26 protein-coding genes are annotated in these 26,303 nt (G+C 62.6%); all 26 read right to left on the bottom strand.

Translation table 11 applies throughout. From position 1 onward, the window contains the following. Positions 1 to 14 precede the first annotated feature (14 nt). The 26 genes from AAF563_14025 to AAF563_13900 all read right to left on the bottom strand — a co-directional run bounded on the left by AAF563_14025 (position 15) and on the right by AAF563_13900 (position 26,303). The gene (locus AAF563_14025) at positions 15 to 788 is read right to left on the bottom strand and encodes a methyltransferase domain-containing protein (protein MEM7122397.1); all 774 of its coding nucleotides are present in this window, start codon (positions 786 to 788) and stop codon (positions 15 to 17) included. Next, positions 785 to 1,882: a glycosyltransferase family 4 protein gene (locus AAF563_14020; GenBank protein MEM7122396.1), complete on the bottom strand. Its 1,098-nt coding sequence runs from the start codon at positions 1,880 to 1,882 to the stop codon at positions 785 to 787. Before AAF563_14020 ends, AAF563_14025 begins: the two co-directional genes overlap by 4 nt. After that, positions 1,879 to 3,000, bottom strand: coding sequence for a glycosyltransferase family 4 protein (locus AAF563_14015; protein MEM7122395.1), 1,122 nt, complete (start codon positions 2,998 to 3,000; stop codon positions 1,879 to 1,881). Before AAF563_14015 ends, AAF563_14020 begins: the two co-directional genes overlap by 4 nt. Further along, on the bottom strand, positions 2,997 to 3,965 hold the full coding sequence (locus AAF563_14010) for a GDP-mannose 4,6-dehydratase (GenBank protein MEM7122394.1): 969 nt from the start codon (positions 3,963 to 3,965) through the stop codon (positions 2,997 to 2,999). The genes AAF563_14015 and AAF563_14010 overlap by 4 nt, the downstream gene beginning before the upstream one ends. Before the next feature lie 68 nt (positions 3,966 to 4,033). Then, positions 4,034 to 4,816 (bottom strand): class I SAM-dependent methyltransferase, encoded by a 783-nt coding sequence (locus tag AAF563_14005; protein ID MEM7122393.1) that lies wholly within the window; start codon positions 4,814 to 4,816, stop codon positions 4,034 to 4,036. Positions 4,817 to 4,835: 19 nt separating this feature from the next. Continuing rightward, on the bottom strand, positions 4,836 to 5,639 hold the full coding sequence (locus AAF563_14000) for a class I SAM-dependent methyltransferase (GenBank protein ID MEM7122392.1): 804 nt from the start codon (positions 5,637 to 5,639) through the stop codon (positions 4,836 to 4,838). A gap of 13 nt (positions 5,640 to 5,652) precedes the next feature. Beyond that, positions 5,653 to 7,545, bottom strand: a complete 1,893-nt coding sequence (asnB, locus tag AAF563_13995; GenBank protein MEM7122391.1) for an asparagine synthase (glutamine-hydrolyzing) — start codon at positions 7,543 to 7,545, stop codon at positions 5,653 to 5,655. 3 nt (positions 7,546 to 7,548) lie between these two features. After that, positions 7,549 to 8,577 carry a hypothetical protein gene (locus tag AAF563_13990; protein ID MEM7122390.1) on the bottom strand — a complete coding sequence of 343 codons (1,029 nt, stop codon included), beginning with the start codon at positions 8,575 to 8,577 and terminating at the stop codon, positions 7,549 to 7,551. After that, on the bottom strand, positions 8,565 to 9,740 hold the full coding sequence (locus AAF563_13985; protein MEM7122389.1) for a glycosyltransferase family 4 protein: 1,176 nt from the start codon (positions 9,738 to 9,740) through the stop codon (positions 8,565 to 8,567). Before AAF563_13985 ends, AAF563_13990 begins: the two co-directional genes overlap by 13 nt. After that, on the bottom strand, positions 9,737 to 10,714 hold the full coding sequence (locus tag AAF563_13980) for an NAD-dependent epimerase/dehydratase family protein (GenBank protein MEM7122388.1): 978 nt from the start codon (positions 10,712 to 10,714) through the stop codon (positions 9,737 to 9,739). Before AAF563_13980 ends, AAF563_13985 begins: the two co-directional genes overlap by 4 nt. Continuing rightward, positions 10,711 to 12,081, bottom strand: a complete 1,371-nt coding sequence (locus AAF563_13975) for a hypothetical protein (protein ID MEM7122387.1) — start codon at positions 12,079 to 12,081, stop codon at positions 10,711 to 10,713. Before AAF563_13975 ends, AAF563_13980 begins: the two co-directional genes overlap by 4 nt. Next, entirely contained in the window at positions 12,078 to 12,803 is a 726-nt protein-coding gene (locus AAF563_13970) for an acylneuraminate cytidylyltransferase family protein (GenBank protein MEM7122386.1), read from the bottom strand. Before AAF563_13970 ends, AAF563_13975 begins: the two co-directional genes overlap by 4 nt. Then, on the bottom strand, positions 12,803 to 13,585 hold the full coding sequence (locus AAF563_13965; protein ID MEM7122385.1) for a methyltransferase domain-containing protein: 783 nt from the start codon (positions 13,583 to 13,585) through the stop codon (positions 12,803 to 12,805). Before AAF563_13965 ends, AAF563_13970 begins: the two co-directional genes overlap by 1 nt. Positions 13,586 to 13,607: 22 nt before the next feature. Beyond that, on the bottom strand, positions 13,608 to 14,765 hold the full coding sequence (gene neuC, locus AAF563_13960) for a UDP-N-acetylglucosamine 2-epimerase (protein ID MEM7122384.1): 1,158 nt from the start codon (positions 14,763 to 14,765) through the stop codon (positions 13,608 to 13,610). 1 nt (position 14,766) lies between these two features. Then, positions 14,767 to 15,786 (bottom strand): N-acetylneuraminate synthase family protein, encoded by a 1,020-nt coding sequence (locus AAF563_13955; protein MEM7122383.1) that lies wholly within the window; start codon positions 15,784 to 15,786, stop codon positions 14,767 to 14,769. A 57-nt stretch (positions 15,787 to 15,843) separates the two neighbouring features. After that, entirely contained in the window at positions 15,844 to 16,581 is a 738-nt protein-coding gene (locus AAF563_13950) for a hypothetical protein (protein MEM7122382.1), read from the bottom strand. A 3-nt stretch (positions 16,582 to 16,584) separates the two neighbouring features. After that, positions 16,585 to 18,378: an ABC transporter ATP-binding protein gene (locus AAF563_13945; protein ID MEM7122381.1), complete on the bottom strand. Its 1,794-nt coding sequence runs from the start codon at positions 18,376 to 18,378 to the stop codon at positions 16,585 to 16,587. A 121-nt stretch (positions 18,379 to 18,499) separates the two neighbouring features. Then, complete coding sequence (locus tag AAF563_13940; protein MEM7122380.1) at positions 18,500 to 19,297, bottom strand: class I SAM-dependent methyltransferase; 798 nt, start codon at positions 19,295 to 19,297, stop codon at positions 18,500 to 18,502. A 9-nt stretch (positions 19,298 to 19,306) separates the two neighbouring features. Then, positions 19,307 to 20,143 (bottom strand): hypothetical protein, encoded by an 837-nt coding sequence (locus AAF563_13935; protein MEM7122379.1) that lies wholly within the window; start codon positions 20,141 to 20,143, stop codon positions 19,307 to 19,309. 109 nt (positions 20,144 to 20,252) lie between these two features. Then, positions 20,253 to 20,774, bottom strand: a complete 522-nt coding sequence (locus AAF563_13930) for a GNAT family N-acetyltransferase (protein MEM7122378.1) — start codon at positions 20,772 to 20,774, stop codon at positions 20,253 to 20,255. After that, positions 20,771 to 21,523 carry a WbqC family protein gene (locus AAF563_13925; GenBank protein ID MEM7122377.1) on the bottom strand — a complete coding sequence of 251 codons (753 nt, stop codon included), beginning with the start codon at positions 21,521 to 21,523 and terminating at the stop codon, positions 20,771 to 20,773. The genes AAF563_13930 and AAF563_13925 overlap by 4 nt, the downstream gene beginning before the upstream one ends. Before the next feature lie 10 nt (positions 21,524 to 21,533). Continuing rightward, the gene (locus AAF563_13920; protein MEM7122376.1) at positions 21,534 to 22,238 is read right to left on the bottom strand and encodes a hypothetical protein; all 705 of its coding nucleotides are present in this window, start codon (positions 22,236 to 22,238) and stop codon (positions 21,534 to 21,536) included. After that, positions 22,235 to 23,194 carry a hypothetical protein gene (locus AAF563_13915; protein MEM7122375.1) on the bottom strand — a complete coding sequence of 320 codons (960 nt, stop codon included), beginning with the start codon at positions 23,192 to 23,194 and terminating at the stop codon, positions 22,235 to 22,237. Before AAF563_13915 ends, AAF563_13920 begins: the two co-directional genes overlap by 4 nt. 106 nt (positions 23,195 to 23,300) lie before the next feature. Then, positions 23,301 to 24,587 carry a DegT/DnrJ/EryC1/StrS family aminotransferase gene (locus AAF563_13910; GenBank protein MEM7122374.1) on the bottom strand — a complete coding sequence of 429 codons (1,287 nt, stop codon included), beginning with the start codon at positions 24,585 to 24,587 and terminating at the stop codon, positions 23,301 to 23,303. Continuing rightward, positions 24,584 to 25,576 carry a Gfo/Idh/MocA family oxidoreductase gene (locus tag AAF563_13905; GenBank protein MEM7122373.1) on the bottom strand — a complete coding sequence of 331 codons (993 nt, stop codon included), beginning with the start codon at positions 25,574 to 25,576 and terminating at the stop codon, positions 24,584 to 24,586. Before AAF563_13905 ends, AAF563_13910 begins: the two co-directional genes overlap by 4 nt. Next, the gene (locus tag AAF563_13900) at positions 25,566 to 26,303 is read right to left on the bottom strand and encodes a glycosyltransferase family protein (GenBank protein ID MEM7122372.1); all 738 of its coding nucleotides are present in this window, start codon (positions 26,301 to 26,303) and stop codon (positions 25,566 to 25,568) included. The genes AAF563_13905 and AAF563_13900 overlap by 11 nt, the downstream gene beginning before the upstream one ends.

Below are 26,303 nucleotides of genomic sequence, written 5' to 3'. Positions count from 1 at the left end.
CGCTCACACGATCGTCAATCCTGGGCTGGCCGGCAGTCGGCCCAGATCTCGCCCCAGAATGTCTGGCACTCGACGATGTCGAACCCGGCCGCCGTCAACTCATCCTCGAACTCTTTGAGGCGATGTTCGACGAAGTGCGTGCGGTCGGAGAAATAGGTGATGCCGAGCTCCTCGCGCATGGGTACATGCCAGGAGCGTTCATAAAGCGGCACGCGGATCAGGACACGCTCGGGCGTGAGCCGGGTTCGTATGCCCTTCAGAAAGTCGACGCGATGCTCAAGATGCTCGAGCACGTTCGACAGGACAATAATGTCGCAATGGCCGTCCGGCAGGTCTTTGAGCGCGTCACCCAGGACGAAAGTCAGGTTGGCGGGATTGTCCGCGGCCTTGGCCTGTTCGATCAGCGGTGCCTCGATGTCGATGCCGGTGACCGTCGAGGCTGGCCGCGCCCGGGCGATCGAACGCGCGACCGCACCATAACCGCAACCAATATCCAACACGCGCTTGCCGTCGTCGATGCGCGTAACGAAGAAGTCGTGGTAGTTGGTCAGCCGGTGTTTGGGATGAACGCCATCGCCCAACGCCATGGCGCGGTCGGCGATGAGGCGTTCGAGGTCGTCGCTTAGACCATAGAGACGCTTGAGGCTGTCGGCCGGCGCGCCCAGGCGCGATTCCATGGTCATCGCGCCAAACAGGAAACCCCGACGCAGTCGGGCCGGTATCAAGCGCAACGGCAACGCCAAAACGCCAGCGATACCCAGAACGAGACGTTTGGTTGCCGGGCTCATGCACGATTCTCCAACAGTGATTCGAAGACCGTGCGATGACGCCCGATCCAGTGTTCGATGCCGAAGAGCGCGATCGCCCGTTCGCGCGCGGCAGCTGCCATGGTTTCACGGGTTTCGGCGGTCCGTAGCATTGCGTCGGCCAGCGCATCGGAATCAGGCCAGTGCGGTTCGTCCCAGCTTTCCGCGCATGCCAGCCCAAAGCCGGCTTCATCGCCAACCAACTCCGGCACACCGCCTGTGGCCGAATAGATCACCGGCAAGCCGGACGCCATCGCCTCCAGCACCGTGTTCGGGCAGGGATCGTTGTGTTTCGTCATGACGTAGATATCTGCCTGGCGATAGACCGACGGCGCGTCCGCCTGACGATAGGCGCCGGTCAGCGTCACACGGTCGCCGAGACCCAAGTCGGTGATAAGCGCGCGCGTCATCTCTTCGGCTCGATTGTCCAGCATGCCCGCGATGATCATGGCGGCATCCAGCCCACGACGACGCACTTCGGCAAAACCCCTTAGACTTGAGTCGATGCGATAGAACAGATGCTGATCGATCTTTCCCGCGACCAAAAACGTCAGCGGGCGTTCGGGACGTTCGGCGGCGGGCGTGAAGTGATTGGTGTCGACGGCGTTGAACAGCACCTCGCCCGCGCCATCGCGCTCGCCCAGGAAACGGTCGGCCGACCGGCGGCAGAACGCGCTTTGCCAGAAGACATGGTCGGCAGCGTGATAGGCGACCGCCATCTCGCGGTTCTTCGCCTGCCAGTCGCCGGCGAACCAGCCGCCATAAAAGACGCCGTTCTGGTTCAAGACGATGGGCACGCCGCGGCGTTTCAGCGTTTCGAGCGCGAAGGGCGGCAGGTAAGGCGTGTTGCTCATCAGGTAAACGAGATTGTAGCGCTGACGGTCTTCCGGGAAGTACTCGACCAGGCGCTGCATCTTGACCAGCGCGCCGCCACTGTCGCCGGGCCGCGTACCGCCATAGAACACGCGCGGCGCGCCACTGTGCTCACCCGAACGCGTCAATATCTCGAGACCGAGGCCCAAGCGATAGGCGCCGCGCGCCAGGCGTTTGGTGAGCGGATCGCGCAACGCGGTCACGACAACTCACCGATCAAGGGTCTGTAGACGAGGTCATGGTGTTGACGTGCGACCTCGCGCCAGTCACAGGCGAGCACCCGTTCGCGTGCGTTGTCCTTCAGCACGGTGAGCGCATCGGCGTCTGCCAGAAGGTTAACAGCGCGCTCGCCGATCTTGTCGGCGTCAACGTCGGCGAGGCCGCCAGTTCTGCCGTCGTCGATCACATCGGGCGACATGCCCACCGGCGTCGAAACCACCGGCACGCCGGTCGCCATGCTTTCCAGCAGCGCCAGGGGTCCGCCCTCCTCGCGAGACGTGACGAGATAAAGGTCGAGCGCGTGATAGCAGGCGGTGAGTTCGCGCTGGTCCTTCAGGTATTCGTGGTGGAAGGAAATGCCGTGGGACGCCAGTCCCTGTTTGACGTAGCCGCGCGCCGGGCCAGTCAGGAGAACATGGACCGGCCTTTCGCGAGCGATACGCGCAACCGCCTCGACAAACAGATCGGGGCCCTTGATGAGCTTCGGTTCGTTGCCCTCGCCCCAGCCGACACCGTCTTTCTGAAACGAACCGATGCACAGCGCGCCGTCCGGTACCTTGAAGCGCCGGCGCGCCGCTGTCCGTTGCTGGGTATCGGGAAACCGAAAGACCTGTGTGTCGACACCGAGGGGAATGCGCACGATACGCTGGGGATCGACGCCCCAAGAGACCAGCCGCTGTTCGATGATGCTGGCAGCCGTGACGATACGCGACAGCCGGGCCACGGATTCCAGGAAGAGATCGATGTGGCGGTCGATATCGTCACCGTCTTCACGCTTGCCGTGAAAGAAGGAAACAACAAAACGATTCGACCGCGACATATGCGGTCCCCAGGTCAGCCACATGTACTGCGACGCGAAGTGTACGGTCGTGCCGACCATCAGATCCGGCGCCGTGGTGACGGCGGCGGCGCCAGGATGGTTGCTGTTGACGTGCTCGACGATCTCTTCGCCGAACCGTTTGAGCACCCAGTCGGCGCGTTCGACGACGATGTTGACCGGCGCCAGCTGTGGCCGGTAGAGGCCGCAAAGATGGAGCCCGCGCCGCCAGGCGCAGCGTCCGGCTCTCAGGTTACGGGCGGCGAGTTGGCGCAGTTCGCTCAATGACCCGTCGCTTCGGCCTCTGCCATGCGCGCGACGACCTCCGGCATGGTAACCGTGGCCTGCCAGTCCAGGAGCCGCGCCGCCTTGGCTGCATTGCCGGCGTTCTGACGGATCTCGGATGGCCGAAAGAACGATGGGTCGGTTTTCACATGGTCGGCCCAGTTGAGGCCGAAATGGTCGAACGCGGTTGCGACAAACGCCTGGAGGCTGTGCGAGACGCCGGTTGCTATGACAAAGTCTTCGGGATCGTCGAGCTGCACCATGCGCCGCACCGCTTCCATGTATTCCGGCGCCCAGCCCCAATCGCGGTGGATCGTGGTATCGCCAAGCGTCAGCGTTTCCTCTGACCCGGCGGCGATGCGCGCCGCGGCGGCGACAATCTTGCGGGTCACGAAACGGGCGGGCCGCAACGGTGACTCATGATTGAAAAGAATGCCGGACGAGGCATGCAGCCCATAGGATTCGCGGTAGCACAAGACCATCCAAAACGCCGTCGCCTTGGCGGCGGCATAGGGGCTGACCGGTCGAAACGCCGTCGCTTCGTCGGCAGCTTCACCTTCGCCGAGATCGCCGAAACACTCGCCTGAACAGGCGTTGTAGAAACGGGTGTCCGGTTTCGACAGCCGAATGGTCTCGAGCAGGTTCGCGGTACCGGTGACGTTGCTATGGAACGTCTCTAATGGCTGATCGAACGACAGGCCGACCGAACTCTGACCGCCCAGGTTATAGATCTCGTCGGGCGCCACCTCCGCCACGAGCTGCCCGAGCTGTTCGCGATCCAGAGTCGAGACCGAATGTAGCGTGACGCAATCTCTGACACCCAACGTGGCGAGCCCGTCAAACCCGCGATTGGCGGCATCGCGCGAGGCACCGTGCACGGCGTAGCCATGGTTGATCAGGTGCTGCGTCAGATAGGCACCGTCCTGGCCGCTGATGCCGAAGATAAGGGCGGTCCGTTGTGTCATGAATGCTGCGAAGTGCGGATGCGATGCGGCCTTTTAGAGCGGATCGCGGCCGCACGCAAAACCTGTACTCAAGTGGCGCGCTCGACGACGACATAGCCGGTCGGCGCAACCGGCAGCCACCGGTCGGCGCCCAGGCCGGCGGCCAGGGCACGGCCGAAGGCCTTGGGCCAGCGCCGGCGAAGGTTGAAGCGAAGCAGAATCTCCGGGACGGCAATGGCGAAGACATGCAGCAACAGGCTTGGCACGCCGCCGGCGGCAATCACGCGGGTGGTCGATGAGTCGAAGCGCCGGCGCAACGCCGCGCGGGGATACTGGCGGTAGCCGTGCCAGAGATAGGCGGCGAGCGCCCATCCAGCCGGCAGGATGTGAAGTTGAAGCCCGCCCGGCTTGACGAATCCGCGCAGCCTCTCGATCAGCCGGCCATCGTTCGGGATGTGCTCGAGAGCAGAGAACGAGAAGATCAGATCGGCCATCGGCAGCTCAGCGTCATGGGCGTCGGCCTGAACAAACCGGCTTTCGAACATCGGCCAGCCATCGGCCTGAAAGCGGTCGTCGATGTCGACACCGATATACGTTCCGTGGAGCCCGGCAGCGGCGAACATCTCGCGCGCACCACCGCTTCCGCATCCGATATCGATGATGGTTACCGGACGATTGGGCGCCCAGTCGCGCAAGACGGTGGACAGCGCGTGTTCGGAGACGATGCGCGACGGCGACGTCAGACGGTGACGCGCCCGACCGATCTCCGCGGGCGGCAAGCGCCAGCGCTCGACCCTGAGCGGGACGAACGCGTCGGCAATGTTGCGTCCAGCGTTAAAGAGTAGATAGGCGAGCCGCGCGCTAAGCGACATGGCGCCATCACCACAGATTTCACCCATCTGTATCTGGGCGGCGCGCCACGGCCATCAACATGTGGGCGACGACGCGGCCCGGCACGACGGGCGCCAGCCCGAACGCAAGGCCCCGGGTCAATAGCCAGCCATACGGCAGGCCGAATTCATGATGTAACGATCGCAACATGCCCTGACGCTTGTGCATGGGCATGACGTCCAGCACCTCGAACCCGCCGTGGGAGAGCTCGCGCGCCAGTTCCTCGCGGGTCAAGCGCCATTGATAGAAGCGCTCGTCATCGCGTGCTTCGCGATAGGCGCCGGGGCTGCCGAACGAGGCTCTCAGTGACATGCGGATGTTGTCGAACGGCACGGTGATAAAGAGATGGCCGCCGGGTTTGAGGATCCGAAGCGCCTCGTCGATGCAGCGACCCAACCCTTCCTCGAAATGTTCAAAGACACCCCAGGAAAAGTAGACGTCGACACTTGCGTCGGGCAGACCGGTCTCGCGGATATCGCCGACCTCGAACGCGACGTCGGGGAAGCGCTCCTCCAGAATGGCCACAGTGTCGCGGCTGATGTCTATGCCCAGAACATCGAAGCCGCGCTGCTTCAAGCACACCACCCAGTCGCCCAAACCGCAGCCGCCGTCGACGATGCGTGCGCCCTTTGGCAACGCGTCCAGATAGGGCGTCATAACTCGGAATTCGGGCTTCGTCGGGATCTTCGCGACGGCGCCGTCGATAGTTCCCTGGCGCTGCCAAACCTCCGTCCAATAGCGCTCGACGAAGTCCGGTTCGGCAAGACCGGAAAAGTCGGCGCTGGCGATCACGTCCTTGCGCATGCTCAGATTTCCCTCACGCGAACCCGTGGCTGTCACGCCACGCTTCAAACATCAGCACCGCCCAAAGCGCGTTCGCCCAGCCGCTGCGCCCAGCCTGGTGCCGACGCCAGGCGCCCTCGATCGCACCTGCGTTGAGCAGGCCGGCCTCGTCGAGACGGCGCCGATCGATCAGTCGTTCGGCCCATGCTTTCAGCGGTCCGCGCAACCAGGCGCCAACCGGCACGGAGAACCCGCGCTTGGGCCGGTCGAACAAGTCCTTGGGCAGATGGCGATAGAGCAGCTGGCGCAACGGCCACTTGCCCTCGCCGTCGAGCCGCATCACGTGACGCGGCAGCGCAAAGGCGAACTCGGCGATCCGATGGTCGAGCAGCGGGGTGCGCGCCTCCAGGCTGACCGCCATCGAGGCGCGGTCGAGTTTTGTCAGGATGTCGTCGGGCAGGAAGGTCATGGCGTCCAGCAGCTGCATGCGGGCGATTGGATCGGGAACGTCGCCCATCAAACTGCGGTCCCATAACATACCCTGCGGCTCCTTGGCATCGGCAACGACACCACAGGGTTCGCGCCAAGCGCTGACGAGGCGGCGGTAAAGCTCGTCGGTGTCGCCGGCATCCGCCATGCCGGCGTGATGGCGCAGCCGATCGCCCCAACTGCCGGGCAGCGGCGCATCGGCCAGCAGCGCCGCAGCGGCGCGGCGCGCGCCCTGCGGTACCCGCTGGAAACGGCGATGGGCCGCCGTCGCCCAGCCATAGCGCGAGTAGCCGGCGAACAGCTCATCGCCACCATCACCGGACAGCGCGACGATCACGTCCTCGCGCGCCAGGCGACTGACCAGCCAGGTCGCCAGTTGGGACGCGTCGGCAAACGGTTCGTCGTAGAACGCGGCGATGTCATCGACCATGGCAAGGCCGGTATCCGGCGCCAGGCGCAGCTCCTGGTGATCGGTGCCGAGGCGCTCGGCAACATCGCGCGCGTAGCCACCCTCGTCCCAACCCTCTTCGTCGAAGGCGATGGTGAACGTCTTGATCGGCGCGCTGCTTCTCGCCTGCATGGTGGCGACCATCAGCGAGGAATCGATTCCCCCCGACAGAAACGCGCCAAGCGGTACGTCGGCGATCATGCGTTTGGCGACGGCGTCACCGACCAGACCGTCGAGCGTCTTGACTGCCTCGTCCGGCGTGACGTCAAGCGGCTGGTGCGCGCCCTGCCGGGCGATGTCGCGCAGATCCCAGTAACAGTCACTCTTCTGTTCGCCATCGCGGAAGGTCATGGTGTGGCCGGGCATCAGCTTGTTGATGCCGGAAAGGATGGTCCGCGGCGCCGGCACGCAGGCGTGGCGCATGTAAAGCGCCAGCGCATCGCGGTCGATGTCGCGCGGCATGGTGTCGAGGGTGAGCAGTGCCGTCAGCTCCGACGCAAACGCAAGCCGGCCGCCATGGGATGACCAGTAGAGCGGCTTCTTGCCAAGCCGGTCGCGCACCAGGACCAGCTCGCGCCGCGAGCGCGACCACAGCGCAAAGGCAAACATGCCCACCGACCGCTCCAAGGCCGCCTCAAGACCCCATGACGAGACGGCCTCCAGCAGGACCTCCGTATCGGATGCGCCGCGCAGCACCACACCCTCGGCCCGCAGGTCGTCCGCGATGTCGCGGTAGTTATAGAGCTCGCCGTTGTAGGTGATGACGAGGTCGCCATCGCCGGACACCATGGGCTGCGCGCCCGTCTCGCTAAGGTCGATGATCGACAGCCGGCGATGGCCGAGCGTCGCGATGCCGTCGGCCTCATGCCACAGGCCGTCGGCGTCGGGTCCGCGATGAACCAGGCGCGCCGTCATCGCCTCGACCGCGCGCCGCGCCGCGTCAGGCCCCAAATGGGTCTGCCAGTCGATTAGGCCGGCGATACCGCACATGGTCTAGCCCGACACCCGGTTGGCGATGGCGACACCGGGCTGGCGCCACAGCCGGCGTTCGGCGACCACCTTGTCGCGCTCGGCCATCTGATGGTCGATCACCGCCAAGTAATCCCGGCACATGCGCTCGGCGGTATGGTCGTAGTCGTGCATCGACGCCCGATGGTCATCATATGCCTGAATCATGCGGCCGAGTGCATGGTGGAACGTGCGTACGTCCTCGAACACCTCGCCAAAGCCGGTGCAGTACTCAGGCAACGCGCCGGAGTCGCGATACAGCAGGGGCAGGCCGCACAACGCGCCTTCTATATGATGCATGCCGGCGGGCTCGTTGATCGAGGCGGTCAGGTAGACGTGATGGCCGCGGATTTCATCGGCCAGCATGTCGCCGTCCATCGGCGGCAGGTGACGCGCGTTCTTGAAGGAGAACCCGCGCGGCAGGTTGCCGATGTAGGTGAGGTCCAGATGGTCCTTCCACGTCGGCGTGCCGATCAGGCGATCGACCTCTTCATAGACGTCGAAACCCTTCATGCGATTGCCGCCCCAATGATGGGTGACGAGCCGGAGCGGCCCACGATGATCCCACTGTTCCGCACCTCGACTGTTGAAGATCGCGGTGTCGCCGCCATTGAGCACCACCGATGACGGTGTCTCGCGCCGCCAGACATCCAGGTCCTGAAGCCAGGAGGCGATGAAGATCGTGTGGTCGGCGGCATAGTTGGCGCGCTTGAGCCGCCGGTTCATGTCGCGCGTGCCCTTGCGCTCGTCGCATTCGTTGATCCGGTGGAAGACGATCGCCTCCGGCCGGCGCGCCAGATAGCGCAGCACCTTGCCGGCGGCAAACGAGACGTTGGCGCTTCGCGCGCGCGGGTCGGTCAGCAGAATGGCGTCGATCGCCGGGTCCTTGAGGTCGTGGACGACCCGGTCGCCACGCGCTTCCAACGCCGCGCCAAGCGCCTTGGCGAACCTGTTGCCGCCGCCCCACGGCCCGTCCTGCACGTGGTAGCCGATGGCGACGGTCAGCCCCGGCACGGACGTTCCATGCCGGGCGCGCGCAGCACCAGTGCCTCGAGGCCATCATCCATGCGCGAAAGTGGAAAGTGGTCGAGCGTCACCTGACGCGCAGCCTTGCCCAGTCGTTCACGCAAGCCGGTATCGCCGAGCAAACGGTTGACCGACGCAGCCATGGCACGTGGATCGCCCGGCGGCACCAGCAGGCAATGCTCGCCGTCCTTGTAAAGCCCCGGCGCCCACAGACCCTTGATATCGGAGAGGACCACGGGACGTCCGCAGGCCATCGCCTGGAGGCAGACGCTGTAGCCTGTCGGCTGGAATACGTCCTTCAGCGTGACGACAACCACGGTCGCCTTGCGGTAGAGGTCGCGCAGGCCGACGTCGTCGAGCGGGCTTTCGAAATAGTGGCCGCTGGTAACCTCGACATCGCGGCCGGCCGGCACGTCGACCTTGAGCCGGGTGATGATGCGCACCGGCGCGTCGATTGGTGCGGCGGCAAGAGTCGCGAAGTCGCGGCTGGGATCCGAACCGACCGACAGCACGTTCGGTTCAGGTGTCGCATCGCCGTCGCCCGGCGACCAGAAATCCGCGTCGATGCCGAACGGGTAGATGCTGGTCTTCTCTTGTTCCAGCCCGTACCGCCGCACCGCTTCGTCGCGGTCGGCTGGCCCGAAGAACCCAACGTGATCGAGGCCGGCCAGCGCGCGCCGGATATAGCGGTCACCGGTCATCTGGCCGAGCGCCGGTAGCCGATTCTGGATATCCGAAAGACCATGAAAGAGGCCGGCGGCAAAAGGGCGCTTCGGCTGGCGGCCCAGATAGTCGCCGAGGGTCAGGCTGAAATGATCGGTGAAGCTGACAGCAGCCTTTGACTGGCGCCAGTCCTCGGTCATTTCCTTGAGCACACGGTGGCGCCGGCTCAAGCCTGTCAGCCGGCTGACCACACGCTCGCGCAGGTGATCGGCCGACGCGCCAGCGCCCGCATAGGCGCCGTCGGTCTGCTGCCAGCGCGCGTCATAACCGCGCGCGATCAATCCCAGAAACCCATAGAAAAAATCACGGGGAACACGGCCATCGCCCGCACCGATCAGGCGCTGATCGAAGGCGCCCTTGGTGAAGAGTTGAATGGCCGCCGTGCCGCGCCCCAGGCGGCCGGCGGCGCCGTCCGGCACGAGATTCATGAAAAGGTCGACCGATACCAGCCGATCATGCGATTGAGGCCGTCGTCGAGGCCGACGGTCGGCGCGAAATCCGGCACCGCTTCGAAGAGCCGCGTGGGATCGCTGCTCTTGACGAACCGACCCTCCGGTTTCGACCGGTCGCAGGTCAGCTCCGGTTGCCTGCCCGCCAGACGGCAAACCGTTTCAACGAGTTCGCGCACCGACACGGTTTCTTCAAGGCCGATGTTTACCGGCCCATCCGTATAGTCGCGCTCCACCAGACGCCGCATGATAAGCGCGCAATCGGCGGCGTGCAGATAGGTGCGGCGTTGTTCGCCCGAGCCCCAAATTATGACGGGGTCGTTGCCGTCCATCACCTTCTTGACCAGCATCGGGATCGCCTGACTGGACTCGCCGACCCAGGCATAGCGCTCGCCATAGATGTTGAAAGGCCGGACGATGGTAAGCGGCACGCCGGTCTCTTCGGAGGCCAGGATCGCCTTTTGCTCAAGGAACCTTTTGGCCCAGCCATAACCCCGGTTGGCGGCCTCCGGTTCGCCGGAGAAAAGCGGCAGTTCCGATACCGTGTCGGGACCATCATCGGGGTAGACGCAGGACGATGAGGTGACGAGCAGATGGGCCGGCCTGTGCACGACGACCGCGGCCAGCACATTGTCGGTGATCCGTTCGTTGTGGCGCAGGATCTCGCCATGACGCCCGGCGCCGTGACCGACGCCATAGGCGCGGCTTGCCAGATGGAAGACGTACGCGGCTCCGGCCAGCGCCTCGCGCGCCGATCCCATGACCTCCAGATCAACTTCGCGCACGTCGACCTTGCCATCGAGGTGCGCGATGTTCGCGCGCGCGCCCTTTGAGAAGTCATCGACAACAATGACCTCGGCACCGGCATCGACAAGTTGGTCGGCGAGGAAAGAGCCAATCAGGCCGGCACCGCCGGTAATGGCGCAGGTGGCACCCGTAACGCGTGAGGTCACGCGGCCACCATGCCTTCGGCCAAGCGCACGAAACGTTTGCCCCACGGTTCATCGAAGGGCTCGACGACCGTGTGGGTTGCCCGTTCCAGCGCCTGCATCATCGCGGGGTCACGGGCGTTGTCGAGCAGCTCGGGCAGCGAACGCAACATGGCCTCGCGGCTGCGCGCGACCATGACCCCGGGCATCGCATACATTGCGTCGAAGTGAACGCTGGGCATCGCGATGCGCAGGTGTAGCGCCTCCTCGACCTCGTCTTCGGGCAGAAAACACAGGACGGCGTGGCCCAACCGCGCCGCTTCGACAATGATGGTCGAGAGCGGCGACACCAGCGCGTCGATGTTGCACAGCAGGTCGCGGGTGTCGCGATAGTCCGGCAGCGATTTCTCCGTGTTGCCCGCCTTGACCTGCTCGAGATAGCCGAGCATCGAATGCTCCAGCCGTACGTGTTTCCAGTTGTGATCGACGATGCGGTGGCCGCCACGGCCGCCATCGCCCCAGGGATGGGGCCGATAGACGACGGTCGTTCCCGGCAAGTCGCCACGCTCGATCATGTCTTCGATCGCGGTCAGATGACCGAACTCATCGGTGTCCTTACTGGATCCGGCGTAGAGCAGAATGCGCTGGTCGGGTTCGATATTGTGGATCCGGCAGAAGGCCGCGCGATCCAAGCGTGGCGGTTCGTTATAGACCTCGAACTGGGCCGCACCGAAGCGGCGTAGGCGATCCTTGGGCATGCCCATATAGTCGATGGCGTGTTGTTCGGTCTGCTCGCCCCAGACCAGCAGCAGATCGGGCTGACCGACGATCGCCTGCTTGCTGGACGGGTTGTCCCACGAGTTCATGATCTGGACATGTGGGATATCGCGCTGACCGCAGAGCTGAACGAGGTCGTTGATGAAGAGGCCGTTCAACACCGTCGGGTGCACAACGAGGTCGGGACGATAGCGATCGAACAGAGCTTCCATCGCGCAGTTAGGGTTGGCCGCCAGACGGCGGTACTGCCACCACGTAAAGACCTGACGCAAGCCAGGCAGCGCGAGCGTCTGATAAAGCAGCCGGCCTTTCCACGATTGCGCGCCACGATAGATCTGCCGGATCGCCTTGAACTGACGACCGGGCCGGAGCCGCAGGCGGTCGATGGTGAAGAGCTCGCTCCACAACCGCACACGCTTGGCGTCAATCGGCATCTCGTCGTAGTGAGCGCCACAAAGGTCCAGCGTTTCCGGCCGCACCGGACCCATGCGCACATGGCCGGGTTCGGGAAACACGAAGGTGACGTCATGTTGGGCCGCCAGATCCCAGAAGGCGCCGTTCATGACGAAGTGGCGGACCACAAGATCCGCATCGATAAAGATAAGAACCTTCACGAAACGCCGGCTGTCTTCGCTTCGTCCTGCAGAATCACTTCGGCGATGCGGAAGTCGAATGCCTCGTCGATGTTGACGGTGCGCCGTTCGACAACGACACCGGCACATCGGTCTGCGATGATATCGTCGCCCTCAATAATCGCCAGACGCTGCGCCGCGTAGCACAGCCCATTGCGGTGCCAGGTCGGCGGCACAAGTTGGCGCCTGTTGAGACGTTCGGAAGCGGGGGCACAAAACTCGAGGCGCCCCTCTCCGTCGATCGCAAGACTCTTCTGATAAGAGTGCGATGGCGGCGTCTGCGTCACCGTGGCTGCCGTTTCGTAACCGCCCTCGGTGACGGCATCCAGGCATCGTTCGACGTCGTTGGCGGAGCGCAGTGGACTGGTCGGTTCCAAGTAAATACCGAGGTCAAACTGCCGGTTCTGGTCGGCTTCGGTGGCAAGCCAGGCGTGACGCCAGACATCAATGGCCTCAGCGGCATCACCGGCGAGGTCGGCGGGCCGCAGAAAGGGCGATCGCAGACCGAAGCGCGCGGCTTCGTCGCGCATCTCGGGTTCATCAGTCGAGATGATCGCGACATCAAGCCAGGGCAGATTGGCGACAAAACTTGCGGCGTGGGCGATCAGCGACTTTCCGGCCAGCTGGACGAGGTTCTTGCGCGCAACACCCTTGCTGCCGCCACGCGCAGGAACGACCGCAAAGACCGACTTATCGCGCCACATCAATCGGTCGACTTGCTCGCCAGGACCGACCACGTCATCGGGAAGCTCGTATGCTGGCGCACAAGGTTATTGGGGTACTTGCGGTCCATGTCGAGCAACTCCGCGAAATGCTGGTCGTAGAACCAATCGCGCCACGGCCCGCGCTCGTCTTCGGGAATGTACTCCAGCGCCTGGGTCCAACAGTATGAAATCACCTCGAACGGACCGCCGCGATCGTTCACACGATTCACGGTCAACCCAACATCGGCGCACATCGCTTCGACGCCGGACGGCGTGTAACGAACGTAGTCATCGGGCTTTTGATGGAGTTCGCGCACCAGCGGCTCGAAAATGTAGAGCTGGCCAGAGGGCTTCAGGATGCGCGCCATCTCGGCAAAAAAACCACGCTGATCGCGAACATGATGAACGAGGTTCGGCACCAGAACCAAGTCGGCCGTTTCAGCCTCCAGACCAGTTGCCGTGGGATCGCCGCGACGATCGTAACTACGCCGTATGCAACGATCATCATCGACCATCCAGTTGTTGTAGGCGCCCCGCTCGTCGGCCGACGACGGGCTGCAATCGACACTGATGTAGGTCTGATCGCTGAACACAGGCGCCAGAAGACTGATACCGCCATAGAGAAGCGTCCGCTCGAGACCGACCACCGTGTCGCCGGGCCGACATTCGTTGGCCATGGTGACGATGTCGCCGAGCAGCAGCTCGAACTGTGGCCACTTGGTCGTTGTCTGAAAGACACGCTCGCGGAGGAAGCTGAGGTGTTCCTGACGCTGTTGGTCCATGGCTGCCTCCGACATTGCCATCTCAGTAAGCCAGACGCTTTTGCACGTTGACCTCGGCCTCGGCCAGAATCGCGCTGATCTGCTCACCCGCCGAGCCGTCGCCGAACAAGGTCGACCGTTCGTAGCGCCCGTGATCGAGCTGCCGGCGGACCGCGCCACCTATCGCGTCACGATCATACGATGCGTCGACAACGTTTGCGCCGCGCTCCCGTCCATTCTGACGTGAGCCTATATTGACCGCGGGTACGCCAAGGAACGAACCCTCGCGCAAGGCCGAGCTCGAGTTACCGACCAGGCATTGTGCGCCGTTGATCAGACGCGCGTAGTCCTCGACCTCGAAGTTTCGGTAAAAGTGGATGGGTGCCTGCGGGTTATCCTCGCGGAACATGCGAAGACCTTTTGAGACCTCATCGGAGCCGGCGTCGACATTGGGCCACAGCCAGACCGTCTGCATGCCGGTCGCGACCACGGCGCTCAGTGTCTCGCGTATCTGCGCCAGGCCCTGCCCATACTCCGTGGTTACCGGGTGTTGCAGGACGACCAGATAGGGTTCCCTGGAATCGAGATCCGGGCCGACGCCCATGTATCGCTTGAAGAAGTCGTCGGACAGCGCGAAGTCGATCTCGGCGATAGCATCGATCGACGGGCAGCCGGTCAGATAGACCGAGGCGGGATCCTCGCCCATGCGCACGACGTTGTCGCGCGCGAGTTCCGTCGCCGCGAAGTGGAGATGGGAGAGCTTGGTCACAGCGTGGCGCACGCCTTCGTCAATCGAACCGGTCACCTCGCCGCCTTGCGTGTGGGCAACCGGAATGTTCATGTAGCTCGCCGCAATGGCCGTTGCGATCGTCTCGAACCGGTCGGCGACGGTCAGCGCGATATCGGGCTGATGATTCTCGAAGATTGACGAGAGCTCGATGATCGCGACGCCCGTGGACTTCGCCATGGTCGTCGGGTTCTCACCCTCGATGATTGAATAGACGGTCGCACCGGCATCGAAACCGTCCTGTTCCATGATCTCGCGCACATTGCCAAAGCGGTGCAACAGCGCCGAGGCGCCGACAACGGTCAGGAGTTCCAGATCGTCACGCTGCTGAATGGCGCGCATCACGGACTTGATACGTCCGTAGTTCGCCCTGCTGTTGACGACGATACAGATCTTTCGCGGCGTACTCACCATATCACTCCACATCCGACCACGTGAGAACACTGTCGGGTTCGACAGCGTTTTTCAGTCGCCGTCCCACGACGTTATCGCGTTCGGACGCGGGAATGCCCGTGCCCGGCTTTTTGAACGTCAGGGTATCGCGTTCCAGGATATCGCCGGCCTTAAGCGGCTGCGTGACGGCCAGGCTCTTGGAGAACATGCCGCGCAGATCCTGCAGGGTGCCGGCCATCGCATCCTTGTCAACGGGCGCCTGGTCCATTGCGCGGAACGCATCGCGGGCTTGGGCGACGAGCGCGAACTCATCCAGTGTGAGCGACGACGAGACATCCGGGCCGAACATGCGTCGGTCGAACGTGACGTGGACTTCGATCAAACCAAAGCCGCGGGCCAACGCGGCGAGAGCGGGATACGGCGTGCCGGAGTGATCAGACAACCCGACCGGACAGTCATAGCGTTCCCGCATGTCCTCCATGACGTTGAGGCCAACCCGGTCATAGGGTGTTGGATACTGCGACGTGCATTGCAGGAGCGCGAAGGCGCCTGTGCTCGCCCGCAACGCCTCGATCGTCGCGTCTATCTCGCGCCACTGGCTCATGCCGGTCGACGCGATGATCGGCAACGACACGTCATTGGGCAGCAGGCTCGTTATTGCCAGCGCCTCGCCGCTGGCAATCTTGAGGATGTCGACCCCGATGTCGACCATCAGATCGATGGCGCTATGCGAGAATGGCGAGACGACGAACAGCAGGCCGCGTTCGCCCGCGTGGTCGCGCAGCCCCTGCCACTGCTCGCGGGTGAACTCCATGCGCCGCCAGTAGTCAAAACGCGTTTCGTCCTGATAGGAAAACCGCGTGCGCCAGGGCTCGTCCTTGGTCGACTCGGCTTCGGCGATGTGCATCTGAAACTTGATGGCATCGGCGCCGGCATCGGCGGCCGCGTCGACATAGGCGTGCGCCGTGCCCAGCGAACCGTCGTGGGCTTGCGCGATCTCCGCGATCAGCATGGCAGAATCGAAACCGTTAAAGGTCGCCATGCCTGCCTTCACCACGCCGATATCGCTGTCGATGATGTCATTGCTCGCAATCGCTCCTTATCGGACAAGGCGAAATGTTGAGAACCGATGGACACGATTCCAAGAGAAGCGATAGCGCCGTTTAAGGTGCCTTCGCAGGAAGTGCATGTTGGCGTAGCGCCCGTCGACATGCATGACAAACCCATCGGGCAGCGTGCTCTCCAAGAACAGAACATCCGCCGACATGGGAGAGCGCACGCCTTCGCCGTCAGCCGTCGCGAAAGCAAGGCCCCTGATGTCACCGCCTACGTCGGCCGGTGACGGGCCATCGACCAGCAGAACATCCGGCACGACATTGGGCAGCTCGTCATAAAGATGGCACAGCTCGCCCTCGAACTCCGCGATGCTGACCGTGCTGAAGCAAAGCGTGATGAACGGACGCAAGTCGTCCGGCAGCTTTTCTTGCGTATTGTCGATCCATTCCTGGCTTGAATCGACCGACCAAAGATGACCTTCCGCACCGGTTTCGCGCTGATTGAGCATCAGCGCGTGGGCGAAAACGATGGTGCTGAACCCAATGCCAAACTCCATGACAGCGAGCGGCTTCTTCTTGCGCACCAGCGCGTGAAGCCGCGCGAGGTCAACCGGATGGGGCGCGATCTCGTCGCCGCGACCGCGCTGGAGATAGGCTTGAACACCCTCACGTTCCAGATAGGCATTGGCGCGCGCGTGGTCACCGGCGGCGAACTTGCCCTTGATCGCAAGCTCGGGGTCACGAAGCAGCGTGCGAGCCTTACGAAGCAGAACGTCGAACATCGCTCAGCCTTGAGTCGCCAGATGGGCCACGTCACCATCCCGTTCGTGAAGCGCCAGTGACCGGAACAGCGGTGACGTCCGCTGCAGCTCATCGTATGCGCCTTCGGCCACCAGTCGCCCTTGCTCCAGGACGAACAGCTTGTCGCATTGGCGCACCGTGCTCAGGCGATGCGCGATGATGACCGTCGTGACGTGGCCATGCAGCCTGGCGATCGCGTTCCGGACCTCGTTCTCGCTGATGTTGTCGAGCGCGCTGGTCGCCTCATCGAGAACCAGCAGATCAGGCGCGTCGTAAAGCGCTCTGGCGATCGCCACGCGCTGGCGCTGGCCGCCGGATAGCCGGACACCCCGGTCACCCAGCCGGGTTTCCAGCCCGTCTTCCAGCTCGCCGAGAAGCGGGATCAGATCGACCATTTCCAGACATGCCCGCACGCGGTCGTCATCGATCTGGCTCGGCGGGACACCGAAGGCGATGTTCTCGCGCAACGAGCCGTCGGTCATGTAAGGCGACTGCGGCACATAACCGATGCCGGCCTGCCAGTTACGCATGCCGAAATCGTCGATGTCGGTACCGTCGACGGTGATGCGGCCGGCCATGGGCGTCAGGAGGCCGAGCAGGAGATCAACAGCCGTGCTCTTGCCGGCACCCGACGGGCCGACGATCGCATAGGACTTGCCTTGCTCGATCTCGATGGAAAGGTCGACCAGGGCCGTCCGCTCGGCGGCCGGAAAGCGGAACGTGACATGGTCCAGGGCGATCCGTTGCCAGGCCTTGCCGGCCGGTTGCGGCGCCCGGCCGTCGTCCTTGTCCGTCTCGATCTCCGACAATGTCTCGATCAGACCCTCGATCCACGGCGCGACACCCCACAAGCCGGCGACAGACCCGCCAATCCGGTTGACCGCCGGTACGATGCGGGAGCTGACCAGGAGCACCAGCGCCATTTGCGAGGTGATCTCGCCACTCGTCAGGCCGGCGCGCCAAAGGCCATAGGCCAGGCCGACCAGAACGAGCTGTCCCAACAAAAGAACAATGGCATTGGGCAGCAGGTTCCAGTTCGCGATCTTGGCGTGGGTCCGGCAAAGCACATGGAAGAAGTGACCGAACATGGCAACGAATGTCGGTTCACGCGAGCTGAGCTTGATATCCTTGATGCCGGCGAGCGCCTGGTTGACCAGCAGCGTACTGCGCTCGTCTGCCGAGCGTTTTTCGTATTGCAGCGTCACGGTATGGCGGCGAATAAAGAAGAGAAGCATCGCCGCAATGATCGCCACCACCGCAAGACCCAGCGTCCCGGCAAGTGGCGCCATGACAAGCAGAAGCAAAATCGGCAAAAAGATCGTGAACGCCTGAGAACAGAACGTCAGCAGCTGGAGAACGAAGTCGCGACCCCAAACGACGACGTGGTTGTGGAACATGCGCGCGAGGACCAGAACGTTCTTGCGCAGATACCAGACATAGGGCGCACCCAGGCACGTCTTCAGAAAGTCCCTGCCGAAACGCTCCTGGCAGCCCGCCGCGAAACGATTGGCCTGAGCCTGCACAAGGAAAGAAAGACATGACGAGGCGACGAGTAGGCCGACAATCGCCACGAGGAGTCCGAAAAGAAAGTCGGGCGTAGCCGGTCGCCCGACCGCGTCATAGGCCATCGCAATATACTGGTTGGTTTCCAGTGTCGACGGATCGACGATAACGCTGACAAAGGGAACGACAGCGGCAAGAGAAATCGTATCGATACAGCTGGCCGCCGCGGCAAAGACGGCAAGAAGAGCGAACCGCCTCTTCTCGGCCGAGGTCATCAAGGAGAAACCTGCGCGAAGCGGCAAGCGCATGTGCTTGCCGCGATGCTCACCCGTAAAAGGCACATCCGCCACTAGGTGCGCCTTTCAGAGATTATTGATACGACCGCCAATTGTTTCCCTAGATCCGCGAGGCAAGGTCTTGCCCGGCTTCTTCGCCGGTCGCTTTGACAACGCCGAACATGTGCGACGTCTGCGGTTGGCCGAGCGAGTTGATCTTCGGATGCGGCTCATAGAAGAACACGCGAAACCCGATGTCATCGAGCATCGCCTTGATGTCGTCGCCATCGAACCGATTACCTGGCCACTCCAACTGACCGGGTACGTGGGTCTGCCCGAACACGAACCGGCCACCGGGCTTCAACACGCGATACACTTCGCTCAACGCCGCCTTCGTGTCTTCGGCATAGGCCAGAGTCGATGACATGGCGGCGGCGTCAAACAGGTTATCCTCGAAGGTCATCTTCTCCATGTTCATTTCGACAATCTTCGGATTGGTCGAATAGAGGTCGACGCCGGTGATGTTCGACCACGAAAACCCATAGAGCCAGGCAACATAGAGTTCGAGCACGTTTCGCGGACCGATCGACAACACCTTTTCGTTCGACAGATCCCGCGCCGGCAGGTTCAGGACCTGATAGTACTCCTCGGTGCGCCGGGTCCGGTGTATGCGTTTCGCTTCCGTCACACCCGCGTTGTAGTCGTGGACTTTGCGGTGGTGCGGATCATCGGCGGTGTAGTGGTCCCCGGTTCGGTTGGGTCGCAGGAGATCACGCGCCTGAATGAAAAACGCGGAGACATCGAAGAAGACGGGAGCCCGCAGTATCGCGCGCAGTGGCCGCACCATCATCTGCGGTTTCGTCGGGTGCACGATGGCACTCGCCAGCAGACGAAACAGCGAAGGCTGTGAACGGCTCACGCGTTGCCCCTAGAAATCTTCAGCCGGATCACTGGGATAGGATCCGCGCTTCGTCAGCCCGGCTGTGTCGTAGTGCGCCCAGTTCGTCGGTCGATGCGACGGGTAGCAGTGGAACACGATGGCGATGCGCGAATGGCCGGTATCGGGAAAGCCGCCGCGATGCAGGCTGTTGTTGAAGAACGGGATGACAGTCCCCGCCGGCCCCGTCATCGTGCGAACCTGATCGGACAGCCCGGCGTTGATCTGCTCCTCGTGGTACCGACAAAGGATTTCGCGCTGGGCGATTTTGTCGAGCGGTTGTTCGGAATCCGAAAGGCGGGACCGCATAGCACCAGGCTGACGCAAGAAAATCGGCAGCGAAGCATGCCAGGGAAGAACTTGCAGCGGACCGTCATGCGCCCCGACATCGGTCAGGTAGACCATGACGTTGGTGCAGATGCCAGGCCCGGAGTCGCTGTGCCAGAGCTGTGATCCGGCAGGCAGGTTGCTGCGGCGCTTGGAACGGTAACAGCTTCCAAAGTAGTACTTGACGTGCGTTGCGTAATAGCTTGCGAGAAACGAGCCGATCGGGCCGCGCAACAGGTCACGCACTTCGGGAAAGTCCATCCAAACATCGCCAGCATAAGCGTCGATATTGTCGTCAGACTTTTGGGTAATCCATGTATCGCGGCCGGCTGCTTCGTTCTCGGCAATCCGTTGCGCAATGCCTTTGGCCAACGACTCGGTCTGCGACGAGCGAAACGATGTCACCCCATGCTTTGCAAACTCAGCGACTTCCGAGCGGAACGCGTCGTTTGTTTGCGCGCCTGTTCCAATCGCGGCGCGGCAGCGGTCGAGATAGTGCACGTAGCGTGGCGCCTGACGCCAGCCCATGTTGCTATGGTGCTTCTTCAGGCTTCGCCGCCAGAGCGCGTCACTGACGGCGTGCCGAACCGACGTTGCTAACACGACGAGCCTAGCTCCTATCCTGCGCGACCAGCACCATGTCCACCGGCCGTCCATCAAGGAGAAAGTGACCCTTACGCCTGCCCTCCTCGGTCATGCCTGTCGACTGAAAAACGGCGAGCATGGCGGCGTTCTCAGACATCGCGCCGGCTTCGACACGGCGCAGGTTTCGCTCACCGAGCAGATAGGACTTGGCGCACGCCCAGGCCTCCACGCCATAGCCTCGTCCTCGGCAATTGGCCGAACCAATCATCATCCCCAAATCGGCAACGCCGTTTCGTTCATCCACACTGGCCGTCACGTTACCGATGTGGTCGTCCATCTCCTTGCGCACGATAGCCCACATGAGGTTTGGCGGGCTTGTGGCGGCAACCACGAAAGTCCTGCAACTCTCCACACTATGGCTACGATGTCGCTGCTCGCTGTAACGCACTGTTTCCTCGTCGTTCAACCATGCAACATACGTATCCGTCAGGAAGCGATCCGAAAACGGCTCCAGGCTCAAGCGCGCGGTCGACAGAGCGACAGTCATGACGCCATCTGCGACGCGGCTTCATTGTCGACAGACGACAATTCAGGTCGCTCAGCACGGAATGTGCCGCAAGACCGGATAAGTGCCTGGGAATCGGGGCCGGCGTTGAACAGCAAATCAACGGCACTGAGGTTCTCGATAAAGGGCGCGCCCTGATCCCATGTCGGGTGTTCAAAGAGCTGCCACAGATGCTCAATGCCGGCGGCCGTAAAAGCGGCTTCGTCGACATAAGTCATCGAACCCACGTTCGAGACATAGGACGTGGCGCCGGTCTGCTGAGCCAACGCGATCAGCCTTTCGTTCTTGCCATCCGGCACATCAAAGTCGCGGCTGTCATGCCATTGCGGCGACAGACCGAAGCACTCGGCCAGATGACAGATGAGCGCGCGGTTGAGATCACTCAGATAGTCCCATGGCCGCTCGATAATCGCTGCGAGGTCGTCGAAGTAGGTCGTAAAGTAAGGCCGCTTGCCATAGGCATGGCGCAGACTGGCGACATGCCGATGCTGCCAGTTCTGTTCACTGTCAATCCGTGTTTCAAAGATCTTCTGATCCGACTTGCCCTTCCGCTTGACCGGCACAGAGAGGAAACCCGCATCATTGCCCTGGCGAATACGGTTGCGGGTCTGCCAGCTGCGGCCGCGTGCAAGCGTGACATCCGACAAAAAGACGAACCCGTCAGACAAGGCGAGCTTGTTGAAGAAGATGACGCCCGGCAGATAGACCGGCTGATGGGCGGAAAGAATCACGCGTGTGCGCTCAACTGCCCGAGCCGGCCGGCGCGGTGGCGTAATAGGGGCGGTACTGCTCCAGCGTCTTGGTGTGGCTGGTGTGCGACCAAACCTTGTCGGCACCGGTCAGCCGATCGGTAAAGCCATGTCGTCTCATGATCTCTTCGTAATTGTGATACCAGCCCGTACCGCCGGTCTTGATCCGGTCAATCGGCGCGGCGTCGCCAACACTGAAGAGAGGCTGAACTTCGAAGAAGGCCAAGTCGACCCCACCCTTCGCGCACGCGGCGAACAGCGCATCAACTTCGGCTTCGGTGAAACACACCAACGTCTGGACACAGATCATCAGACCCTTGTCCATCGGGCCTTCAAAAAACGCTGTGTTGAAACGCTGAAAGTCGACGCCGTGGCTTTCGAATGGCGTATCGAAACGCGGACCAATATCCATGCCGTGGGCAGTGATGTCTGGCACAAGCCGTTTCAATGTCGAGATACGCTCACCGGTGTAGGTTCCTATTTCGGTGACTTCCCGATAGCCGTTCTCAAGGATCAATCGCAAAAACATCGCCGCCGGCAGGTCACTGAGACCCGCGCGATCGGACATCGCCGGCATGTCGCCGGCCCAGTCCTGCGGCGCATGGCGCTTGCCCAGACGCTGCAGGAAATGGCGCGTGGCGACGGAGAAGTCACAGGTCAGCGGAAAGGTCCGCTTGAGGTATCGCGTCATGCTCATGGACTCGGACTTCCGACTGCAGGCGTTAGAAGACATAGCGATGGCGTTCCCACCCAAACAGCCTCCTCAAGCAAAGAGGTTTCGAGGCCAGCAACCAAATCAGCAGCCAACAAGGAGCCGATAGCGGGGCGTCCGACATCGTCACCGACAACAGACTTGCCGATCCACGCCTCATACTTGTCGGCACGATCGCGCGGATGGGGCCGCACGATCAAACGTGTCTCACGTCCATCAGCGACGTCATCACGGAAGTGTTCGGTCTTCGACCAATCCAATAGCGTTTCGAGGGCCGTTATCTCGTCAAACCGTTGAGGTCGACCCAAGGACGCTGCCTCTCTGCCGCACTCGCTCGCGAACAGAACACAGAACGTTTCATCGGTGGCGCTCCATTCTCGTCGCACCAGATCTCTGTCGGTCTTTCCCAGAACGCGCGCTGCATGAACCGTATGCGCTTGACGCAGATTGCCCGCGACGAGGAGCTTGTTCGCCGGCAACCCATCATCGATTGCGGCATTCCGCATCGTATCATCGGCCACGGCGATCACATCGGGAAAGCACATCGAACCCCTGTCGTCGGTGAACCGTGCCGTCGCTTCATCGGCGCGGTCCAGCAAACAAAGTGACATTGCCCCAATCCTTGCAGCGGCCTGCCAAAGCGCGACATCACGAGTTTCGTCGACGTCACTGGTACCGGTAACGACCTGGGCAACGCCGTTGCGACCGAGGACCGTCGCTGCGTCATTGTCGCCGAAAAACGCGTTCCAGCTCTTCACGGCTAAACCTTCACGCGCAAGCATGTCTGACGCCGGCGGCTCAGCGACACACACAACCTCATCAAGCGCGTCTGGGCAATCAAGGGCCTTACCGATCACGTGCTGCGCCTCACGATCAGCGAACAGGCCGGCGACCTGGATTGCCGCAGCGGGATCACGACAAAAGATCAGCGTCGCCGTCAATCGCGCGGCTCCGGTGCATGGTTGGCAAGACGCGGCAGACTGCCCGCGACTTGCCAAGAACCCGCGGCAGCGTCGCCCAGGTCATCGGGTATCACGGACGGCCGCATCAACTCTCCAGCTCTTCGGCCCGATTCGACAGTTCGCCCAGATTCTCGAACACCTTATGAAAGGCATCGATGACGGCATCGATCTCGGGCTCCGACATATCGAAGAGACAAACTGGAAACTCCAACAACTCACTGTCGTGACAACGTTCGGCGACCGGACACAGACCACGACCGTACTCTCGATCGGTCAGGGTGAACGGAAAGCCGTCGCGGCCGATGGCGTGGCGGCGTTGAAACACCGGCAGCATGTAGAGTGGCGTGACATAACCTTGCCAAACGGGAACACCTTCGGCCTCCAGGGCGCGCGCCACCGTCTCCCGGGAAACGCCCGTGGCGCTCTCGTCATAGCGGGCGCCCCAATGATAGAAGACATGGCGGCAGTCATCGCGGATCATCGGCGGCGTTAAGCCGGGCAGGCCGCGTACACCGTCACTCAGGCGCAACGAAACGGCCTCACGGCCTGCGACCAGCGCGTCGGCCTTCTTGAGTTGCTCCAGACCAACCGCCGCGCCCAACTCGGTTAGTCGATAGTTGAAGCCGACCAGGTTCGTCGCATCGTCGATGGACAACGGGTCGACCACATTCTCACCGTGGTTGCGGATCAGGCGAAGGCGCTGCGCGAGATCATCGTCATCTGTCGTGCAGACACCGCCTTCGCCGGTGTGGAAGTGTTTGTGATAGTTCAGACTGAACACACCGATATGGCCGACGGTGCCGGTCAACGTGTTCCGCTCGGTCGCCAACGGCGCCTGGGCGTTGTCCTCAATCAGGGCGATGCCCCGCTCGTCGGCGAGGGCGCGAAGGTCGTGGAGCGCGGCGGGGTGGCCGAACAGGTTGACGACGAGAATGGCCCGGGTGCGCGACGTAACGGCCTGGCGCACCAGATCGACATCGAGGCAATAGGTCTCAGGCTCGATATCGACAAAGACCGGAATGCCGCCATAGATCAGCGGCGCCATGACCGTTGCCGACATGGTATAGGGCGGCACGATCACCTCGTCTCCCGGGCTGACACCAACAGCACCCATCGCGGCGAACAAGCCGGATGTGTTCGAGTTCAAGGAGACGGCATGGCGAACGCCGAACGTTTCGCACCACGCGGCTTCGAACGCCTGAATCTGAGGACCGCCGTTGAAAGCGTCGCACCATGCGCCGATGAAACCGGAGAGCTCGCCGGTCCTCATGACCCGGTCGACGGCCTCGCGCTCCTCCTCGCCGATCGTGCGATAGGGTTTGAACGCGTAATCGATGACCGGCGCGCCACCGAACAAAGCCAGGTTACTCATGCAACGCTCTCAAGTTCGGCGGCGCGGTGACGCAGAGCATCGGCCATGGTAATCGCTTCGAGAGCCGACCGGCCATCGCCGGCGAGCGGTGCACCGTGCGCCACTGTTTCGACCACATTCTCCATCATCGCAACAAACGCCTCGCCATAGCGGGCCGGTTCGTATTCCCCGGCATCGACGGACCTGGCACCAGGGAACCGCCCGGATTCGACAACAGGTCTGCGCCGTATGGAAAAGCCGGAGTCTTCGACGACGACCACGCCGCGCTCAAAGACGAGTGTCAGCTCGAAGAACGCATAGTCGCGACCATCTGTCGCGGCAAGGTGAATACTTGCCTCATCGTTGACGGCAAGGACGGCATCAACGGTAGGGTCGTCCTGAACCCCATCGTCAAGGCGTCCCGTTACCGCCAGGATGCTGAGCGAACCGCCGGTCAGATAATGAACGAGGTCGATCATGTGACTGCCGTTGTTGACGACACCGCGACCATAGAACCCGACGCCAGTGCGCAAACCGCCCCAGTTTCCGCTCGCGATTTCCTGCTTTAACGCCACCATCGCCGGATCCCACCGGCGCACGAAGGCGACCGCTAGGGGTTTGCCTGCTTTGTCGAAGGCATCGACAAGCGACCTTGCTCGTTCGGTCTGACCACCCAAGGGTTTCTCGCCGATAACGGCGGTAACAGGCGAGGCAAGCAGGCCTTCCAGCACCGTTGCATGCGTCGGTGTCGGGCTCGCGACAACCGCGATGTCATAGGTGTCCGCATCGAGCGCCGACGACAGCGACTCATAGGCATGGGGCACCTGCCATGTCGCGGTAAACTCTCGACGCACAACTTCATCAGGATCGACACACGCGACCAGACGGACGGACGGACTGCGGTGACACGCCAACGCATACGTCAGTACCGTCTCGTCATTCGGTCCGGTATTGTATCTGCCCGCAACCTGGCCACACCCAACGAGAAGAACGCTGCACTCAGACGACATAGCGATGGACCACGTTGGCATTAACCGCGGCGATCTGCGGGTTGGCATCCAGGAAGACCAGCACATCGCGGAGCGAAAAGTCCGCGGGGTCTGTGCCCAAGGCTTCAAAGATCGCGCACAAGACAATCAGATCTTCGGGCGTGTCGAGCGTCAGGCGAAGGCCGGGTCGCGTCTCATCGGGCGGTGCCGCGACATTGATCTGCGGGTAACGCTCGGGATTGCGATAGATGTAGGGGCTCACATGTTCGCGCTCTTCGGCGTCACTGGTCCGCCGCTCGGCGTCCTTCAACGCCGCCGTCGTGAAGACTTCGACGTTCATGCCGATGGGCCATGTCTGTTCCAGATCGTTCGCCGCATAGACCACGTCCGCTGCCTGGAACGCGGCGATCGTCGTTTCGATGATGGCGGGATCAATCACCGGGCAGTCACCGGTAAGCTCGACAATGACGTCCGCGTCATAGGCCGTCGCGGCATCCAGCACGCGCCGCATGACGTCGTCCTCGCTACCGCGCCAACAGCCGACCCCCAGACGCTCAGCGAAGTCGACAATCGGCTGGTCGGCATCATTCTCCGTCGTCGCGATCACAATGCCATCGAGCGACGGCACACGTCGGACCCGCTCTATCATCAGTTCAAGCATCGGCCGGCCTTCGACTTCCGCCAGGACCTTACCCGGCAGTCTGGTCGACGACATCCGCGCCTCGATCACCGCGACGATGTTCTGCAT

Source organism: Pseudomonadota bacterium, assembly GCA_039028155.1.
Classification (GTDB): Bacteria; Pseudomonadota; Alphaproteobacteria; order SP197; family SP197; genus JANQGO01.
Note: the sequence above shows the minus strand (reverse complement) of the source record. Positions and strands in the feature narration are given on the sequence as shown.

Bases quoted from the DNA above. Each gene is read 5' to 3' on its own strand.
- AAF563_14025 (MEM7122397.1), bottom strand. From the start codon at position 788: ATGAGCCCGGCAACCAAACGTCTCGTTCTGGGTATCGCTGGCGTTTTG.
- AAF563_14010 (MEM7122394.1), bottom strand. From the start codon at position 3,965: ATGACACAACGGACCGCCCTTATCTTCGGCATCAGCGGCCAGGACGGT.
- AAF563_14005 (MEM7122393.1), bottom strand. From the start codon at position 4,816: ATGTCGCTTAGCGCGCGGCTCGCCTATCTACTCTTTAACGCTGGACGC.
- AAF563_14000 (MEM7122392.1), bottom strand. From the start codon at position 5,639: ATGCGCAAGGACGTGATCGCCAGCGCCGACTTTTCCGGTCTTGCCGAA.
- asnB (MEM7122391.1), bottom strand. From the start codon at position 7,545: ATGTGCGGTATCGCCGGCCTAATCGACTGGCAGACCCATTTGGGGCCT.
- AAF563_13985 (MEM7122389.1), bottom strand. From the start codon at position 9,740: ATGAATCTCGTGCCGGACGGCGCCGCCGGCCGCCTGGGGCGCGGCACG.
- AAF563_13970 (MEM7122386.1), bottom strand. From the start codon at position 12,803: ATGTGGCGCGATAAGTCGGTCTTTGCGGTCGTTCCTGCGCGTGGCGGC.
- AAF563_13965 (MEM7122385.1), bottom strand. From the start codon at position 13,585: ATGGACCAACAGCGTCAGGAACACCTCAGCTTCCTCCGCGAGCGTGTC.
- neuC (MEM7122384.1), bottom strand. From the start codon at position 14,765: ATGGTGAGTACGCCGCGAAAGATCTGTATCGTCGTCAACAGCAGGGCG.
- AAF563_13955 (MEM7122383.1), bottom strand. From the start codon at position 15,786: ATGGCGACCTTTAACGGTTTCGATTCTGCCATGCTGATCGCGGAGATC.
- AAF563_13950 (MEM7122382.1), bottom strand. From the start codon at position 16,581: ATGTTCGACGTTCTGCTTCGTAAGGCTCGCACGCTGCTTCGTGACCCC.
- AAF563_13945 (MEM7122381.1), bottom strand. From the start codon at position 18,378: ATGACCTCGGCCGAGAAGAGGCGGTTCGCTCTTCTTGCCGTCTTTGCC.
- AAF563_13930 (MEM7122378.1), bottom strand. From the start codon at position 20,774: ATGACTGTCGCTCTGTCGACCGCGCGCTTGAGCCTGGAGCCGTTTTCG.
- AAF563_13920 (MEM7122376.1), bottom strand. From the start codon at position 22,238: ATGAGCATGACGCGATACCTCAAGCGGACCTTTCCGCTGACCTGTGAC.
- AAF563_13910 (MEM7122374.1), bottom strand. From the start codon at position 24,587: ATGAGTAACCTGGCTTTGTTCGGTGGCGCGCCGGTCATCGATTACGCG.
- AAF563_13905 (MEM7122373.1), bottom strand. From the start codon at position 25,576: ATGTCGTCTGAGTGCAGCGTTCTTCTCGTTGGGTGTGGCCAGGTTGCG.
- AAF563_13900 (MEM7122372.1), bottom strand. From the start codon at position 26,303: ATGCAGAACATCGTCGCGGTGATCGAGGCGCGGATGTCGTCGACCAGA.